15 protein-coding genes are annotated in these 13,668 nt (G+C 68.0%); 5 read left to right on the plus strand and 10 right to left on the minus strand.

Translation table 11 applies throughout. From position 1 onward, the window contains the following. Window positions 1–277 precede the first annotated feature (277 nt). Window positions 278–3,130, minus strand: coding sequence for a valine--tRNA ligase (locus WG901_RS01315; protein ID WP_339585219.1), 2,853 nt, complete (start codon window positions 3,128–3,130; stop codon window positions 278–280). A 116-nt stretch (window positions 3,131–3,246) separates the two neighbouring features. Between WG901_RS01315 and WG901_RS01320 the strand changes: the two genes are divergently transcribed. Genes WG901_RS01320 through WG901_RS01335 form a run of 4 tightly spaced genes read left to right on the plus strand, consistent with a single transcriptional unit; the run spans window position 3,247 to window position 6,826 of the window. Continuing rightward, on the plus strand, window positions 3,247–4,359 hold the full coding sequence (locus WG901_RS01320; RefSeq protein ID WP_339585220.1) for an ABC transporter permease: 1,113 nt from the start codon (window positions 3,247–3,249) through the stop codon (window positions 4,357–4,359). Continuing rightward, on the plus strand, window positions 4,356–5,261 hold the full coding sequence (locus tag WG901_RS01325) for an ABC transporter ATP-binding protein (protein ID WP_339585221.1): 906 nt from the start codon (window positions 4,356–4,358) through the stop codon (window positions 5,259–5,261). The genes WG901_RS01320 and WG901_RS01325 overlap by 4 nt, the downstream gene beginning before the upstream one ends. Window positions 5,262–5,270: 9 nt before the next feature. Then, window positions 5,271–6,212: an MlaD family protein gene (locus tag WG901_RS01330; RefSeq protein ID WP_339585222.1), complete on the plus strand. Its 942-nt coding sequence runs from the start codon at window positions 5,271–5,273 to the stop codon at window positions 6,210–6,212. Between the two features lie 26 nt (window positions 6,213–6,238). After that, entirely contained in the window at window positions 6,239–6,826 is a 588-nt protein-coding gene (locus tag WG901_RS01335; RefSeq protein WP_339585223.1) for an ABC-type transport auxiliary lipoprotein family protein, read from the plus strand. On the opposite strand, the gene WG901_RS01340 is transcribed toward WG901_RS01335, so the two are convergent. The 9 genes from WG901_RS01340 to crcB all read right to left on the minus strand — a co-directional run bounded on the left by WG901_RS01340 (window position 6,823) and on the right by crcB (window position 12,557). Continuing rightward, a complete protein-coding gene (locus tag WG901_RS01340; protein ID WP_339585224.1) occupies window positions 6,823–7,548 on the minus strand; it encodes an Nmad3 family putative nucleotide modification protein in 726 nt (241 codons plus the stop codon). The genes WG901_RS01335 and WG901_RS01340 overlap by 4 nt on opposite strands. Window positions 7,549–7,661: 113 nt before the next feature. Beyond that, on the minus strand, window positions 7,662–7,967 hold the full coding sequence (locus tag WG901_RS01345) for a plasmid stabilization protein (protein WP_339585225.1): 306 nt from the start codon (window positions 7,965–7,967) through the stop codon (window positions 7,662–7,664). Window positions 7,968–8,020: 53 nt separating this feature from the next. Further along, window positions 8,021–8,641 (minus strand): flavodoxin family protein, encoded by a 621-nt coding sequence (locus WG901_RS01350; RefSeq protein WP_339585226.1) that lies wholly within the window; start codon window positions 8,639–8,641, stop codon window positions 8,021–8,023. Window positions 8,642–8,690: 49 nt separating this feature from the next. Next, window positions 8,691–9,386, minus strand: coding sequence for an ATP12 family chaperone protein (locus WG901_RS01355; RefSeq protein WP_339585227.1), 696 nt, complete (start codon window positions 9,384–9,386; stop codon window positions 8,691–8,693). 13 nt (window positions 9,387–9,399) lie between these two features. Beyond that, window positions 9,400–9,609 (minus strand): hypothetical protein, encoded by a 210-nt coding sequence (locus WG901_RS01360; protein ID WP_339585228.1) that lies wholly within the window; start codon window positions 9,607–9,609, stop codon window positions 9,400–9,402. Further along, entirely contained in the window at window positions 9,606–10,259 is a 654-nt protein-coding gene (locus WG901_RS01365; RefSeq protein ID WP_339585229.1) for an HAD-IA family hydrolase, read from the minus strand. The genes WG901_RS01360 and WG901_RS01365 overlap by 4 nt, the downstream gene beginning before the upstream one ends. Further along, window positions 10,256–10,858: an FMN-binding negative transcriptional regulator gene (locus WG901_RS01370; RefSeq protein ID WP_339585230.1), complete on the minus strand. Its 603-nt coding sequence runs from the start codon at window positions 10,856–10,858 to the stop codon at window positions 10,256–10,258. The genes WG901_RS01365 and WG901_RS01370 overlap by 4 nt, the downstream gene beginning before the upstream one ends. Continuing rightward, complete coding sequence (locus WG901_RS01375; protein ID WP_339585231.1) at window positions 10,858–12,168, minus strand: RluA family pseudouridine synthase; 1,311 nt, start codon at window positions 12,166–12,168, stop codon at window positions 10,858–10,860. Before WG901_RS01375 ends, WG901_RS01370 begins: the two co-directional genes overlap by 1 nt. Beyond that, complete coding sequence (crcB, locus tag WG901_RS01380) at window positions 12,165–12,557, minus strand: fluoride efflux transporter CrcB (protein WP_339585232.1); 393 nt, start codon at window positions 12,555–12,557, stop codon at window positions 12,165–12,167. Before crcB ends, WG901_RS01375 begins: the two co-directional genes overlap by 4 nt. A gap of 93 nt (window positions 12,558–12,650) precedes the next feature. On the opposite strand from crcB, the gene WG901_RS01385 reads away from it, so the two are divergent. After that, window positions 12,651–13,589 carry an alpha/beta hydrolase gene (locus tag WG901_RS01385; protein ID WP_339585233.1) on the plus strand — a complete coding sequence of 313 codons (939 nt, stop codon included), beginning with the start codon at window positions 12,651–12,653 and terminating at the stop codon, window positions 13,587–13,589. Window positions 13,590–13,668: the final 79 nt, after the last annotated feature.

A 13,668-nucleotide genomic window follows, 5' to 3' on the forward strand; every position in this document is an offset into this window, starting at 1 on the left:
CAAGGTGACGAAGGTGACAAAGGTGACAGGCTCCAAAGGGCAAAGGTGTCACCTTGCGCGCGGCGCAAGCGCGCAAAAGCCTGGAATTGCGAGGGCGAGCGAAGGGGCATGGCGCTCGCTTTCTCATTTTGCGGCGGGGTAGGAAAGCGGACTCTCAGATCCTCCCCTGCAAGGGGAGGTGGCAGCGGCGTAGTCGCTGACGGAGGGGTGTAACCGCTGGCGGTCACACCCCTCCACCGCCTTCGGCGGTCCCCCTCCCCTTGCAGGGGAGGAACGTTCAACCCAACCGCTTGAGCGCCGCGGCCAGCCGTTCGGCTTCGGCGGCGTGGGCGGCGTGGTCGGCGCGGGCCTTGTCGACGGCTTCGGGCTTGGCCTTCTCGACGAAGGACGGGTTGTTCAACCGGCCTTCGAGCGACTTGGCCTCCTTCTGCGAGACCGCGAGCGCCTTTTCGAGACGGGACTTCTCGGCGGCGATGTCGACCACGCCTTCGAGCGGCACGACGATGTTCGCGTCGCCCGCGCCGATCGCCATGGCCGCGCCAGCGGGGGCCGGGGCGAACTGGATCGCGTTGAGCCGCGCGAGGCGGTCGATCGCGGCGGCGTTGCGCTCGATGATGCCGCGCGTCGCCGCGCTGGGATCGGGCAGGTAGGCGTCGAGCTTGGCGCCCGGCGCGATGCCGAGCTCGTTCTTGGCCGTGCGCAGGTTGCCCACCAGCGCGATCAGCCATTCGACCTCGCGCTTGGCTTCTGTATCGACGGCGGCCTCAGGCGCCGGCCATTGCGCGACGATGAGTTCGCAGGGTCGGTCACCCAGCTTGTCCCACAGCTCCTCGGTGACGAAGGGCATGAACGGGTGGAGCATGACGAGGATCTGGTCGAGCACCCAGCCGGCAACGGCCTTGGTTTCGTCGTCGAAATTGCCCTTCACCAGCTCGATGTACCAGTCGCAGAACTGGTCCCAGACGAAGTGGTAGATCGCGTTGGCGGCGGCGTCGAAGCGCAGCTCGGCCATGGCCTTGTCGAGCTCGGCCAGGGTCTCGACGACGTCGCCGATGATCCACTTGTTGACCGCCGAGGTCGCGGCGGGGGCGGCCACCGACTGCGAGGCGCCGATCCCGTTCGACTGGCAGAAGCGCGCGGCGTTCCACAGCTTGGTGGCGAAGTTGCGATAGCCCTCGACGCGCTTCTCATCCATCTTCACGTCGCGGCCCTGGCTTTCCATCGCCGCCATGAAGAAGCGCAGCGCATCGGCGCCGTACTGGTCGATCAGGCCGAGCGGATCGACGACGTTGCCCTTGGACTTGGACATCTTCTGCCCGTCGGCCGCGCGGACGAGACCGTGCAGATAGAGCCGCTTCCACGGCACCTGGCCCTCGTTGAAATGCATGCCCTGCATGGCCATGCGCGCATCCCAGAAGAACAGGATGTCGAAGCCAGAAATCAGCAGATCGTTGGGATAGTGCCGCTGGTAGAGCGTCGCGTCTGCCTCGGGCCAGCCGAGCGTGGCGAAAGGCCAGAGCGCCGAGGAGAACCAGGTGTCGAGGACGTCCTCGTCGCGGCGAAGGCGAACGATCTTGCCTTCGCTACGAGCGTTAGGGTCATCAGTGATTTCGATCGTACAGTCTGATGGATAAAACTGACGTGCAAGAGCAATTGCTTCCTCAGGGGTTTCCGCGACAAATGGCGTCGTGTCCATTCGTGTGCGACCGATCTCTTGCATATTGCCTTGCGGCGCAATCATACGGATTATGTCGCCCGTCTGGAGGGCGCCATCGCCATCCAGGGAAGGTCCATACCAAGCCGGAATCCGGTGCCCCCACCAAAGCTGGCGGCTCACGCACCACGGCTGGATGTTCTCCATCCAGTTGAAGAAGGTCTTTTCCCAGGTCTTGGGGACGATCTCGATCCGTCCGTCGCGCACGGCCTGCAGCGGCGGCTGGGCCAAGGTCTCGGCGTCGACGTACCACTGGTCGGTCAGCCAGGGCTCGATGACCACGCCGCCGCGGTCGCCGAACGGCGTCGCGATCGTGCGCGGTTCGAAGTCGGCTTCGACTTCCTCGCCGTCCTTGTTTTTCGTGACGTGCGGCACGAGGAAGCCCGCGGCCTTCATGTCCTCGACGATCATCTGGCGGACGACGAAGCGATCCTGGCCGAGGTACTTCTCGGGCACGAGGCCGTCCTGCGTCTGGACGACCTGCGCCTCGGCGTCGAACATGTTGAGCATGTCGGCGGGCTTGATCCCCGCGCGCTTGCCGACGTCGAAGTCGTTGAAGTCGTGCCCCGGCGTGATCTTCACCGCGCCCGAGCCGAGCTCGGGATCGGCGTGTTCGTCGGCGACGACCTTGAAGCGACGACCGGTCAGCGGCTGGAGGATTTCCTTGCCGATCACCGACTTGTAGCGCGGATCTTCGGCGTTCACTGCCACGGCCATGTCGGCCAGCATCGTCTCGGGGCGCGTCGTCGCGACGACGATGTGGTCGGCGCCGTTGTCGAGCGTGACGCCGTCGGCCAGCGGATAGCGGAAGTGCCAGAAGCCGCCCTTGATCTCCTGCGTCTCGACCTCGAGGTCGGAGATCGCGGTCTTGAGCTTGGGGTCCCAGTTCACCAGCCGCTTGTCGCGGTAGATCAGGCCCTGGTTGTAGAGATCGACGAAGACCTTCACCACGGCCGTGGTGAAATGCGGATCCATCGTGAACTGTTCGCGCGACCAGTCCATCGAGCAGCCGAGGCGGCGCAGCTGGCCGGTGATCGTGCCGCCGCTCTCGCGTTTCCACTCCCAGACCTTGTCGACGAAGGCCTCGCGCGAATAGTTGCTGCGCTTGTCCTGCTTGGCTTCCATCTGGCGTTCGACCACCATTTGCGTGGCGATGCCGGCGTGGTCGGTGCCGACCACCCACAGCGCATCTTTGCCGCGCAGGCGTTCGTACCGGATCACAATGTCCTGTAGTGTGTTATCCAGCGCATGGCCGATATGCAGCGAGCCCGTCACGTTGGGCGGCGGATTGACGATGGTATAGGGGACGGCCTCGGGCCGCTCGGGGCGGAACAGCCCCTTGTCTTCCCAATGCGCGTACCACTTCGCCTCGATCGCGGCGGGGTCGAAAGTCTTGTCCAGAGCGGTTTCGGTCATGGTGGCGCCTTTGCCAGCGGGGCGCGCGGCGTGCAAGCGATGCGGCGGGTTCGGTGCCGTCTATCGCCTGTCCCGCACTTGCCGAGGCAGGTATTTTCCCGCATGAACCTCGCCTGATGCGCGAATGGGCCGACTTCACGACCGATGCGAAGGAGGGCGGGGCTAGCACCATCGCGCTCACCGGCGCGCTGACCGTTTCCTGCATCGGTCCGCTAGACCGCCGCCTGCGCGCGCTCGACCAGCCGATCGACAAGATCGACCTCTCGGGCGTCAGCGCGATCGATACGGTCGGCGCCTGGACCGCCTGGCGCACCGCGCGCGATCACGACGCAGAGATCGTCGGTGCCAGCGACCAGGCCGAACGGCTGATCGCGGCGATCAAGGATTCGAACAGCACCGCCGACATCGCGCCGCCGCGCGCCGAGATCATCGAGCGCGTGCCCGCGGCCGTCGGCGATCTCGTGATCGGCTGGGGCGAGGGTACGGTCGGCGTTGTCGGCTTCCTGGGCGCGCTGATGGTTTCGGCCGGGCACACGATCAAGAAGCCCAGCAAGCTGCGCGTCAAGGCGCTGATCCGCCAGATCGAGCTCGTCGGCGTCTCGGCGCTCGGCATCATCGGGCTGATGTGCTTCCTCGTCGGCATCGTCATCGCCCAGCAGGGCGCGGTCCAGCTCCAGCAGTTCGGCGCCGAGTTCTACACGATCAACCTGACCGGCCGCCTCGCCATGCGCGAACTGGGCGTGCTGATGACCGCGATCATGGTCGCGGGCCGCTCGGGCTCGGCCTTCGCCGCGCAGCTCGGCACGATGAAGCTGACCGAAGAGGTCGACGCGATGCGCACGATCGGCGTCTCGCCGGTCGAGGCGCTGATCATCCCGCGCGTGCTCGCCGCCGTGCTGATGATGCCGCTGCTCGGCTTCTACGCCGCGGTCATGGCGATCATCGGCGGCGCCTTCCTGGCGAACTTCGCGCTCGACATCCCGTTCTTCACCTTCCTCTCGCGGATCCAGGAGGTCGTGCCGATGCACGACGTCTGGGTCGGCATGATCAAGGCGCCGTTCTTCGGCCTGATCATCGCGCTCGCGGGCTGCTACCAGGGCATGCAGGTCAAGGCCAATGCCGAGGAAGTCGGCATCCGTACGACGATGGCCGTGGTCCAGGCGATCTTCATGGTCATCGTGCTCGACGCCTTTTTCGCGATCTTCTTCACCAAGGTGGGCTGGGGATGAGCGAGCACGACATCTCCGAGACGGTCGACGAGGCCGAACTGCCCGCGGTGGCCGAACCGTTCAAGGGCGAGCACCCGATCGTCATCGAGGGGCTGAAGAACTCGTTCGGCGATCACGTGATCCACGAGGACCTGTCGCTGACGGTCAACCGCGGCGAGATCATCGGCGTGGTCGGCGGTTCGGGCACGGGCAAGTCGGTGCTGATGCGCTCGATCATCGGGCTGCAGATCCCCGACCACGGAACGATCGAGGTGCTCGGCAGTTCGATCACCGATGCCCGCGACGACGACGATATCGACATACGCTCGCGCTGGGGCGTGCTGTTCCAGGGCGGCGCCTTGTTCTCGACCCTGACCGTGGCCGAAAACGTCGAGGTGCCGCTGCTTGAGTTCTATCCCGAGATCGACCCCGAGCTGCGCCACGAGATTGCGCGCTACAAGGTCATGCTCTCGGGACTGCCCGAAGAGGCGGCCGCCAAGTATCCGGCCGAGCTCTCGGGCGGCATGAAGAAGCGTGCCGGCCTGGCCCGCGCGCTGGCGCTGGATCCCGAAGTGCTGTTCCTCGACGAGCCGACCGCAGGCCTCGACCCGATCGGCGCCGCGGCTTTCGACCGGCTGACCAAGGAACTGCAGGAGACGCTGGGCCTGACCGTGTTCCTGATCACCCACGATTTGGACACGCTCTACGAGATCTGCGACCGCGTCGCGGTGCTCGCCGAGAAGAAGGTGATCGCCGTCGGCACGATCCCCGAACTGCTCGCGCTCGACCATCCGTGGATCCAGGAATATTTCAACGGCCCCCGCGGCCGGGCTGCACAGGACAGCCAGGCGCGCGGCGGCAAGGCGTCTCGCGACGCGAAAAGCGCGGATTCCGTAGACAATTCGAATGTAGAGGGGGCATAGGCGGGGGCGATGGAAACCAGAGCCAATCACGTCTGGGTGGGTGCGGTGACGCTGGCGCTGGTGGCGATGCTCGCCGCCTTCATCATCTGGATCGCGCGCATCGGCGAAGGCGACAACCGCCGCTACGACATCTTCTTCAAGCAGTCGGTCGACGGGCTCGCGCAGGGCTCCAAGGTCTCGTTCGCGGGCGTGCCCGTGGGCAAGATCGAGACGATCGAGCTGTGGAAGAAGGATCCCAGCTTCGTGCGCGTGCGGATCGGCGTGAAGAAGGAAGTGCCGATCACCGTCGGCACCACCGCGACGATCCAGGGCAGCTTCACCGGCACGTCGGACATCATGCTCGAAGGCGCGATCAAGGGCGCGCCGTCGATCACCGAGCCCGGGCCCGAAGGCGTGCCCGTGATCCCGACCAAGCAGGGCGGTCTCGGCGCGATCCTCAACAACGCGCCGCTGCTGCTCGAGCGGCTGGCGACCCTGACCGACCGGCTCAACCTGCTGCTGTCCGACGACAACCAGAAGTCGATTCGCGGCATCCTCGCCAACACCGACCGGATGACCGGCGATCTCGCCGATGCGACGCCGCAGGTGAAGGCGACGATCGCCGAGCTCCAGGGCACCCTGCGCCAGGCGACGCGCACGCTCGTGGCTTTCGAGGGCGTCGCCGGCAAGGCCGACCAGGTGCTGGGCGAGGATGGCCATGCGCTGGCGGACCAGCTGCGCCAGACGCTCGGCGCGGCCAAGGCGGCCGCCAATGCCCTCGAGGGCGCGGTCGGCGATGCGCGGCCGGGTATCCGTCAGCTCTCGGGCTCGACCCTGCCCGAGGCCGAAGCGGCGATCCGCGACCTGCGCGCCACGGCGCGGGCGCTGCGCCAGGTAACCGAGAAGATCGACGAGCGGGGCGCGGGCGCCCTGGTCGGCGGCGGCGGCAAGCTGCCGGACTACAAGCCATGAAGGCGATGAACGACAGGGGGCAGATCGTGCGCGGATCCATCAAACTGGCGGCGCCGCTGGCCGCGCTGCTGCTGCTGGGCGGCTGCGTCAATCTCGGCGGCAAGGCGCCCAAGCAGCTCATCGGCCTGACGCCGCAGGCGACGGCGCCCGCGGGTGACATGGGTGCGGCGAACCTGCGCAGCGCGCTGGTCGTGCTTGACCCCGAGGCCGACCGCCGGCTCGACGTCCAGCGCGTGCCCGTCCAGGTCGACGACGCGACGATCGCCTATCTCAAGGATGCGACCTGGGTCGAGCGGCCCGCGCGGCTGTTCCGTCGCCTGCTAGCCGAGACGATCCGCGCCAAGGGCAAGCGTCTGGTGGTCGAAGCCGGCGATGCGGCCGAGGGCGGCAAGACCACGCTCGGCGGCCGCCTGCTCGACATGGGCTACGACGCGCGCAGCCAGAGCGTGGTGGTGCGCTTCGACGCGCTGCGCTCGGACGGCGCGGGCAATGTCGTGTCGCGCCGCTTCGAGGCCAGCGTGCCCGGCGTTTCGCCCAAGGCCGAAAGCATCGCGCCCGCGCTCAACCGCGCGGCGAACGAGGTCGCGGCGCAGGTCGCGGACTGGATCGGCTAACGCTCGATCTCCGCGACCACGGCGTCGAGCCAGTCCAGCGCTTCCGCATCGTCGCCGACATGCGCGACGAATTCCTGTCCGCGTCTGGCCGAATCCAGCTCGCTGCCGCGCCAGCGCTCGGGCCGATCGTGATAGGTCAGCCCCGTCCGACCTAGCCAGGTGGGGATCGTCCAGCGGTTGAGCGGGCCGCCCTCACGCGTCAGCCGCAGCTTCGAGGAAGCGTGTCGCGCAACCCGGCCAGGGCCGTGATAGATCGTGTTCGTGTGGTTCCAGTTGCCCGCCAGATGCGGATGCGCGCGCGGCGGTTCGCGCCAGACCGGCGAAAGCCGCACCATTTCCGGCGCGCCGTGGCAGGCGACGCGCATGTGGCCGAAAATGCGGTGATGGCGTTCGCCGGAGACTTCGTCGGCGAACAGTCCGAAGAACACGAAGACGTCACCCGCGCCGACGCCCTGCTTGCGCAGATGCCCCTGTGCCGCGTCGCATTGACCGAACCAGCAGAGGCCTGCGGCGAAGAGCGGATCATCGTGGCACAGCGACAGGCCCGTCAGCTTTCCGCGTGTCGCGCGTTCGACCAGCGCGCCGTGTCCCAACGCGTCATACGTCGTGACCGAGCTATGGCTCGCCGGAATCGGCAGCGATACCGGTCGTCCCTCGACGATCGGCGAGGGCGCGCCGCCGGCGGTGCTGTCGAAGCCCTTGCGGCTGAAGACGATGCGCATCAGCCGCTCGCGACCGCGTCGGCCAGTTCCGAACGGCGACGCAGCCGCACGCCCGAAGCGGTGAAGATCAGATCGTCCACGTTCCGCCTATAGGGCAGGGCAGGCGTGCCGATCTACCCGTGCGCGCGCTTGCGGCGGGTCTCCCAGCCCTTCTTGGCGGCGGCCGAGCGATCGGCCTTGCTGCGCGACGCACTGGCCTGTCCGCCGATGCGACCGCCCCTGCGCGACGATATCTTGGTGTCCTTGCGGCCGCGGCCCGAGCCCGACTTGTTGCCGCCACCGCTTTCCTTGTTCACCGTCGCCCAGGCGAGGCGCTCGGCCTCGTCCTTGCTCACGCCGCGCTGCTCATAGCCCTCTTCGATATGCGCGGCCTTGCGCTTCTGCTTGTCGGTGTAGCTGCTCTTGTCGCCCTGGGGCATCGCTGGTCTCCTTTGCTGGGCTAACGGCACAGGCGCGCGGTGGGTTCCCTCGGTCAGGGGTAGGGGGTGGCCTTGAGCAGTCCGGCAAGATGCGCGGCGTTCTTCGCCACGGTTTCCGCGGTTTCGGCGACCTTGTCGGGGGTCGTCTTGAGGTCCTTGAAATCGACGCTGCCCATGGCTTCGCCGACCCAGTAGCAGGCGGCGACCGCGGGGACCGACCAGCCGACGTCGTTGAGCGCCTGGAACAGTTGTGCCGAAGACATGTGCGCGCCGTCCTCGTTGCCGACGATCGCCGCGACCGCGACCTTGCCGAAGCTGGGCATGTGGCCCTTGTCGTCGGTCTCGCTGAGGAAGGCGTCCATCCGTTCGAGCACGCGCTTGGCGATCGAGCCGATCTGTCCCATCCAGATCGGACCGCCGAAGATCAGGATATCGTGCGCGAGGATCGTCTGGCGCAGTTCGGGCCAGGCATCGCCTTCGCCCTCGTCGCTGGTGACGCCGGGCAGGACATTGTGGTCGGCCACGCGGATCGTCTCGCTGACCTTGACTCCGGCCTTCTCGAACTGTGCCTTGAGCACCGCGATCATCGCGTCGGTCGAGCTGTCTTCCTTGCCGTCGGAGCGCTTGAGCGTGCAGTTGATCGGGATCGCGGTGACGGGACCGGTGGCGGGCATGGGGATCTCCTCTCGGGTGGTTTCCCGGAGCAACCCTTTGAAAGTCCGCTTAGTTCCGCGCCAGCCTGGCGTAGCGCATCGCGGTTTCGAACACCGCCAGACGCTGCGCGCGGCGCTCTTCGGCTTCGGCATCCTTGCCCCAGAGGCTGGCCTGCCAGTCCTCCTCGAGATTGGCGACGTCCCACAGCGCTTCCGCATCGGCCTCGGGCGCGAGCGCGGCAAGCGCGATCACCAGCGACGAGGCGAGATTGGTCAGCGTGTTGACCGCGGCGAGCACGTGGTCGCTCTCGGCGGCGAGGACGGCTTCCATCCGCGTCAGAGTCGCGGCCGGCTGCGGGCGGTGCATGATCCCGTCGATACGCTCGAAATGGACGTCCCAGCGCTGTTCGGCGGCGTGGAGCAGCGGCTCCCAGACTTCGAGCTGACGCTCGTGCAGCGGCTCGTCGGGCTCGGCGCGATAGCAGAGCGTGTCGGTGCCGGCATAAGCCACGAGGCTGCGGATCGCGTCGCTGCGATCCTGGCCGACCACGTCGATCGCATAGTCGGCCATGTCGCGCAGGACGAAGCTCGCGGGATCGATCTCGTCGCCCTGGTCGGCCCATTCCTCGGCGAGGGCTTCGGCCAGCGCCTGCGTCGGCAGGACCTGGGCGCGGCCGCTCACGGTCTTGAGGCCGCGCCCGTCGAGCAGCACGCGCCAGCCTTCCTCGTTCTGACCGACCGAGACCTGCTTGTAGAAACGCTTCATTGTGCCAATTTTCTCATGGAAGAGGACTTTTCCAGCGACGGGCAAGGAGCGAGGGTGCGACCAGCGCATCGAGCAGGCCGACGACGAAAATCACATAGCCGGCCTCGACCGGCAGATCGATCCGGCGATAGATCACGAGCAGCCCGAACAGCGCGACGAGGGTGCCGATCCAGCGCATCGCCTGAATCGCGAAGAAGCGGTTGCGGGCGGGGTCTTCGCTCATCTCAGCAGGTAGGCCTTGAGTTCCTGCCGGCTCGTCGCGACGAACTCGGCGCCGGCCGCGCGCAGTTCTTCGGGCGAGTGATAGCCCCAGTCGACACCGATCGCGCGGACGCCGGCGTCGCGGGCCATCTGCATATCGTAGGCCGTATCGCCGATCATCACCGCTTCGCTCGGCTCGGCAGCGGCTTCGAACAGCGCCGCCTCGAGCATGGCGGGATCGGGCTTGGAGGGATGGTCGTCGGCGGTCTGCAGCGAGACGAAGTGCTTCGTCAGGCTGTGCGAGGCCAGGCAATGGTCGAGCCCGCGGCGCGACATGCCGGTGGCGACCGCGAGTTGCCAGCCGGCGCCGTGGAGCGCGTCGAGCACTTCGGCGATGCCTTCGAACAATTGTTGCGAGAGCTCGCCCGCCTCGCGTTGGGCGCGGAAGGCGCGCTTGTAGGCGTCGACCAGGTTGCGCTGGAGGTCTTCGTCGATGTCGGGGACGAGTCGGCGCATCGCCTGCGGCAGGCTGAGCCCGACCATGCGGCGGACCTGATGCGCATCGGGCGCGGGAAGGCCGGTTTCGGCGAAGGCTTCGTCCATCGCGCGGCAGATCGAGGCCTGGCCGTCGATCAGCGTGCCGTCACAATCGAACACGGCGAGCTTGGTCATGGCGCAAGCGTCCTCATCAGTTGGGCGACCGCGCGCGAACCCTGGGCTTCGAGCCCCGCTGCGACGCGTTCGCGCTCGTCGCTAGGCTTGTTCTGCGACAGCTTGAAGGTGGGGCGCCAGGCCTGGACTTCCAACTCGAAGCCGACGATGCCCGACAGAAGCGCGCGGAGCTTGCTTTCGGGGACCTTGGCCAGCGTCCAGGGCTGGCCTTCGGTCACGCGCGCTTCCTCGCGCGCGCTCAGCGTCTCGAGCAGGGCGAGCAGACCCTCGGGATCCATGCGCCGCACGCGGCCTTCGAGTTCGAGCGCGACGTAGTTCCAGGTCGGTACCTGTTCGGAATCGGCGTACCAGCGCGGCGAGACATAGCCCTCGGGCCCGTTGATCACCGCGAGCGCGGTCATGCCGTCGAGATGCCGGGTCAGGGCATTGCCGCGCGAGAGGTGGAACTGCACCGCGCCGTCCTGCGTCCACACCAACGGCGTGTGCGCGACGCGCGGACCGTCGGGCGTGGTCGCGAAGACCATGCCGAAGCCGATCTCGTCGATCAGCGCTTCCATCAGCGCGCGGTCATCGGTCCGGAAGGAACGGTCGGGATGCATCAGCGCGGTTTTCCGGGGCCCCCGCTGCGGGGCTTGCCGATGGTCTTGCTGCCGGGGGTCTTGCTGCCAGGGGGCTTGGTGCCAGCGGGCCTGCTGCCGGTCCGCGCGGGCTTGGCCGCGCCGCCAGGCTTGGGCCTCGCACCGGGTTTGCCCGGCGCCTTGGGCTTGCCCGGGCCCTTCGACGGTCCCTTGCCCGCGGGTCCGCGCTCGCCGCCCTTTCGGGTCTGGCGTTCGCCGCGGCGTTCCTTGCGGTACTGCTTGGCATGGGCCTTGGCTGCGGCCTTGTCGGCCTCGCGCGGCGCCCTGGTGGTGGGGGCCTCGAGCGGCAGGTCGCCATCGTCCTCGTCGAAGCCGAGCTGCTCCATGCCCATGGCGAAGTGTTCGGGCAGCGGAGCCGTGACGTCGAGCGGCGAGCCATCGGGGTGATCGATGATCAGCCGACGCGCGTGGAGGTGCATCTTGCGGCTGATCGTGCCCGAAAGGAACGCGTCGGGGCCGCCGTACTTGCCGTCGCCGACGATCGGGTGGCCGATCGCCGCCATGTGCACGCGCAGCTGGTGGGTGCGGCCGGTGAAGGGCTGCAGCTCGACCCAGGCGGCGCGGTTGCCGGCGCGGTCGATCACGCGATAGCGCGTGCGCGCGGGCTGGCCGTGCTCGCTCTCGTCGACCATCATCTTCTCGCCGCCCGTGCCCGGCTGCTTGGCCAGCGGCAGCTCTATCATGCCGTCCTCGATCGACGGCACGCCGACGATCAGCGCCCAGTAGATCTTGCGCGCGGTGCGCGTCGAGAAGCGCTTCGAGAAATAGGCGGCGCTGCCCGGGGTGCGCGCGATCAGGAGCACGCCCGAAGTGTCCTTGTCGAGCCGGTGGACCAGGCGGGGCCTGGGGCCGTCGGGGGCGAAGGCGTCGAGCAGGCCGTCGACGTGCTCTTTGGTGCCCGAACCGCCTTGGGTGGCGAGGCCCGGCGGCTTGTTGAGCACGATCGCGGCGCGGTCCTGCGTCAGGACCATGGCCTCGGCCTTCTCGATCTGCTCCTCGGTCAGCTCGCGGCGGACCTTGGCGCCGGTCTTCTCGGGGGCATCGCCGCCCGGCGGCACGCGGAGCTTCTGCCCGGCGACAAGCCGGTCGTCGACACCCGCGCGCTTGCCGTCGACACGAATCTGGCCCGTGCGCGCCCAGCGGCTGACCGTGGCGAAGCCGACCTGCGGCAGGTGGCGCTTGAACCAGCGGTCGAGCCGGACGCCGTCGTCGTCGCCCTGGACGGTGAACTGGCGAACCTGGTCGCTGTTGCCGGGATTGTCCTTGCTCATGCCACGGCTCGCACCAGGAAGAGGCCGGCGAACAGCCCGCCGAAGCCGGCGATCAGCGAGGCGGCGACATAGGTCATGGCCATGCCCAGCGCGCCGCGCTCGACCAGCACCGTGAAGTCGAGGCTGAAGGCGGAGAAGGTGGTGAAACCACCGAGCACGCCGACGCCGATCAGCAGACGCCAGCCTTCGCCGTGGGAGCCCATGCGCGCGAGCCAGCCCGCGAGCAGGCCCATGGCGAAGCTGCCGACGACGTTGACCGTCAGCGTCGCCCAGGGAAAGGCGCCGGCCATCGGGGAAAAGGCGCGCGCCACGAGGAAGCGCAGCCACGATCCCAGGGCGCCGCCGGCGGCGACATAGCAGGATGCGGTGAGAAAAGAGGGTGGACTCATCGCTGCCCCATAGCTGCGCCATCGCCGTCGCGCCAGCATTGAGCAAAGGGCGGCGTCAGCCTATTCGGAGCGCGGCACAGGGGAGGGGTTTGCATGGCTTACGAGCGGATGACGCTGGATGACGTCGCGGAGGATCTGCGCGGCGCGGTCCGCAAGATGCCGCATCTGCCTTTTCAGTTCTCGCTCGTCCGCCGCTTCGCGCGCTGGGGCGCGGCGCGCATGGTTGCGAAAACCGTGCGCGGAGTCGCGGTCGAGACGGTCGAGCGCAACGGCGTACCGCTGCGCATCTACCGCCCGGCGGAGACGCGCACGAAGGCCGCGCTGCTGTGGATCCACGGCGGCGGCTTCCTCATCGGCACGCCGTCGCAGAACGATGCGCTCTGCGCCGAGACCGCGGCGGCGCTGGGCATGATCGTGGTCTCCGCGACCTACCGCCTAGCCCCCGAGCATCCTTTCCCGGCCGGGCTCGACGATTGTCACGCGGCCTGGCACGCACTCAAGGGCATGGCCGGCGAACTCGGCATCGATCCGGCGCGCGTGGCGGTCGGCGGCGAGAGCGCCGGCGGCGGCCTGGCTGCAACGCTGGTGCAACGGCTCTGCGACGAGGGCGAGCGCCCGCTGGCGCAATGGCTGTTCTATCCGATGCTCGACGATCGCACCGCCGCGCGACGCGAACTCGATGCGATCGATCATCCGGTCTGGCACAATGCGGCCAACCGCAATGCCTGGCGCTGCTATCTCGGCGGATCGGCGAACGCGCCGCCGGCCCATGCCGTCGCCGCGCGGCGTGCCGATCTGGCGGGCCTCCCGCCGGCCTGGATCGGCGTGGGATCGATCGACCTCTTCGCCGAGGAAGACCGTGCCTATGCCGATAGGCTTGCGGCTGCGGGCGTCGACGTGACGTTCGTCGAGGTCCCCGGCGGTGCGCACGGCTTCGTCGTCTGGGCGGGCGAGGCGCCGACTTCGCGCGATTTCGTCGCTCAGGCGACGGGCTGGCTGGCGGGCGTGCTGGCGGAACCGGGCAACGGATGATCGTCAATCGCGCAAAGGAAATGGCGCAAAGGGTTGCCTTGCCTGCCGCTCTTTGCTAGCGGGCCGCCTGTTCGAGCCG

This window comes from Novosphingobium anseongense, from assembly GCF_037482895.1.
GTDB classification, from domain to species: Bacteria; Pseudomonadota; Alphaproteobacteria; order Sphingomonadales; family Sphingomonadaceae; genus Novosphingobium; species Novosphingobium anseongense.

Coding starts and splice junctions, on each gene's coding strand:
- WG901_RS01320 (WP_339585220.1), top strand. CDS start 3,247: ATGCGCGAATGGGCCGACTTCACGACCGATGCGAAGGAGGGCGGGGCT.
- WG901_RS01315 (WP_339585219.1), bottom strand. CDS start 3,130: ATGACCGAAACCGCTCTGGACAAGACTTTCGACCCCGCCGCGATCGAG.
- WG901_RS01385 (WP_339585233.1), top strand. CDS start 12,651: ATGGCTTACGAGCGGATGACGCTGGATGACGTCGCGGAGGATCTGCGC.
- crcB (WP_339585232.1), bottom strand. CDS start 12,557: ATGAGTCCACCCTCTTTTCTCACCGCATCCTGCTATGTCGCCGCCGGC.
- WG901_RS01330 (WP_339585222.1), top strand. CDS start 5,271: ATGGAAACCAGAGCCAATCACGTCTGGGTGGGTGCGGTGACGCTGGCG.
- WG901_RS01375 (WP_339585231.1), bottom strand. CDS start 12,168: ATGAGCAAGGACAATCCCGGCAACAGCGACCAGGTTCGCCAGTTCACC.
- WG901_RS01365 (WP_339585229.1), bottom strand. CDS start 10,259: ATGACCAAGCTCGCCGTGTTCGATTGTGACGGCACGCTGATCGACGGC.
- WG901_RS01325 (WP_339585221.1), top strand. CDS start 4,356: ATGAGCGAGCACGACATCTCCGAGACGGTCGACGAGGCCGAACTGCCC.
- WG901_RS01350 (WP_339585226.1), bottom strand. CDS start 8,641: ATGCCCGCCACCGGTCCCGTCACCGCGATCCCGATCAACTGCACGCTC.
- WG901_RS01370 (WP_339585230.1), bottom strand. CDS start 10,858: ATGCATCCCGACCGTTCCTTCCGGACCGATGACCGCGCGCTGATGGAA.
- WG901_RS01340 (WP_339585224.1), bottom strand. CDS start 7,548: ATGCGCATCGTCTTCAGCCGCAAGGGCTTCGACAGCACCGCCGGCGGC.
- WG901_RS01355 (WP_339585227.1), bottom strand. CDS start 9,386: ATGAAGCGTTTCTACAAGCAGGTCTCGGTCGGTCAGAACGAGGAAGGC.
- WG901_RS01360 (WP_339585228.1), bottom strand. CDS start 9,609: ATGAGCGAAGACCCCGCCCGCAACCGCTTCTTCGCGATTCAGGCGATG.
- WG901_RS01345 (WP_339585225.1), bottom strand. CDS start 7,967: ATGCCCCAGGGCGACAAGAGCAGCTACACCGACAAGCAGAAGCGCAAG.